Here is a 2,514-nt window from a genome sequence, read left to right as displayed (position 1 = left end):
TCCCTACTCCCTACTCCCTACTCCCTACTCCCTACTCCCTACTCCCTACTCCCGATTAGCTACTTAATAACTGTTGTTTAGCATAAATATTTTTCATATGCTTCTTAACGGTATTGGTAGTAATATAAAGCCGAGCGGCAATTTCTTTGTAAGACAGTTTATCTTTCTTAAGCAACCAAACTTCAGCTTCTCGGTTAGTTAATCCATATTTTTTAGCATCAGTAATAGCAGCATTGTAGCTAGAAATATGGCGATTTTCTAAAGTGACTAACAGATAGGGCTGTGGTTGATTATCCAAGGCTAACCATCTGACCCTAACTCGAAAGGTTACTGAATTATCGGTTTTAATTTCCGACTCAAGAATCATTTTTTGCCCAGAAAACCAATCGCGACTATCAATTAACGCTTCGCACACTCGCCAAATTGACTCAGGGATAGAACTCATCTGTGACTTATCTTGACAAAGTTGACGACAAATGCTAATCCCACGTTCATTAGCATGAACCCACTTTCCTTGAGACGTCAGAATCAAGACACCGTCAACAAACCCTTCAAGAATAGCTTGTAGAAGAAATTGAGAGTTTTTCGATTGTAAACTAGCAACCTGAGACTTATTTTCTGAATGACTGAGCTGATTGGCCGAAGGCCACGCTACGCGATCGAAACGTTTAACGTGCTGGTTAATCTGGGACTGTAAGCTATACATGTTGAATCTCCTTCAATACCCATAACCCATGCGAATTACCCAAGAACTCTATACAGAGATGGCTGAATTGAGTAACTCGTCATGGCTTACTTATACAGTCATTTTTATAGGCGAACTCCTGTAGCTACAATGAGCAAGCTACAGATTTCCGAAGTTCGTTGCATTTGTTTGCAATCAAGGGTAGCCGGGTGAAGGGACCGGAAGGAAGGTGAAGTTTTTCTACAGTTATTGGTTTTTTAGTTTTGTGCAGTAAAAATCCGAAATTCTACTGTTTAGGGGTGTTGCTCTATATATATCTATCTCAATAAATACCATTAGATTACGGCAATGTGTAGAAATTGTGAATGGGCTAGCTAAGCCAAGTCATGAAACTACCTTGCCACAATTTTGTCACTCTATTACACGATCCATGAGCAATGAATCCAGCATTTATCGATGAGTGGTTTCCGGATGAGTTACAAGACAACTATATATATAAACTGATCACCCCACGACGGGTCGGTTTAACTCGCTGTCGGGCAGAGTATTTCGTGCGATTGTGGGCTTATCTACTCCTCAAGCAACAGGAATTGAGTGGTCGCTTAAGAAAACCCCTGACCCAATTGACCATACCGAAAGGGTTTGTGCCCTGTACTAATCGAGAAGCGGCAGAACTGTTCTATGCTAACAAAGACCGAGGAAGCGATCGCGCTGCTGGGATGATGATTGATATCCTAGTGGATCTCGGATTAATTGATAAACTCTTTGATGGCAATACGATTTGTATCAAAATTCGCCCTGTTGCCCATTTAACATCATCTAACCCATTACCTGAGGCCATACAGTTCCAAGTTGATGGCTTTAACCCCCGCACTGATGCTGTGATCGTGGCGAATTTCTTGGCTCGCAACTACAACTGGATGAGTAATACAACCAATTATATCCCCTTCAAAATTACCAAGCTGCTACGGAGCTGGGCACATCAATACCCGAGTAGTATGCGAGTGCTACGTCGCTGTGATACCTCTGCTCCCGTTGGATTCTATATGCTCTATCCCACCGCCAGTGAGTGTGAGGAAAAATTCTTTCTTCCTGCTAGCAATAGCCTCTATTTGAGTTCCACCTCCACTATCGACCCCCTAAAAATGGCTACCCCGGGAAATCCGGATTGTACTTCGGTCTTAGTCAGGAGTTGGATGATTGATACTCCTTATATAACTCACCAGAATGTCTGTCGATTCCTGGAGGATGTGCAGCAAACCCTAGTGGGTATGAAAGCTGATTTTCCCAACCTTTGGGATTTATACGCCATGACCATCCATCCCAGTTATCAAGAGCTGTCAATGGCCATAGGATTTCAGAAAATCGGTGATCAGAGCAATTCCTCTGTGTCATGGCTGTATACATCAGTAGACCAATTTTTGAATCTAGCCATGGCAAAGGCCATATCAAAACTGGAATTTAGGTGGAATGGCCCTGACTCAAGACTGACCGGGTGACAAGCTGCTTGAAAATATCATTTTAATAGTTTGGTGGAACAGGCATCGTTGTGGAACCGTCAAGTTGCTGGAATCTGCATATTCGTGGAACGGGCATCTTGCCCGTTTCATTTTTCGGGCTAGCAATTAACTATGACGGTGGGCAGTGGATCAGACACATAATGAAGCTTGCAAAGGGCTTTGCTAAGCACTGCCCACCCCAGGATTCTGAGGTTGGGTCACTCAAGTAATGGATAGCAGTAGAGTGGGCATCCTGCCCGCGCGGAAATAAGGAGGAAACTGGCAAGATGCCAGTTCTACGCAAGATGCCAGTTCTACGCAAGATGCCAG

2 protein-coding genes are annotated in these 2,514 nt (G+C 43.5%); one reads left to right on the top strand and one right to left on the bottom strand.

Annotated elements, in window-relative coordinates; translation table 11 throughout:
• Positions 1-55: 55 nt before the first annotated feature.
• On the bottom strand, positions 56-706 hold the full coding sequence (locus AC4II3_RS32445) for a helix-turn-helix transcriptional regulator (RefSeq protein ID WP_488017192.1): 651 nt from the start codon (positions 704-706) through the stop codon (positions 56-58).
• Between the two features lie 416 nt (positions 707-1,122).
• Here AC4II3_RS32445 and AC4II3_RS32440 point away from each other — a divergent pair, with 416 nt between their 5' ends.
• Positions 1,123-2,184 (top strand): hypothetical protein, encoded by a 1,062-nt coding sequence (locus tag AC4II3_RS32440; RefSeq protein WP_488017190.1) that lies wholly within the window; start codon positions 1,123-1,125, stop codon positions 2,182-2,184.
• The last annotated feature ends 330 nt before the right edge of the window (positions 2,185-2,514 follow it).

Source organism: Moorena sp., assembly GCF_982860115.1.
This window is presented reverse-complemented; position numbering and strand designations above follow the sequence as displayed.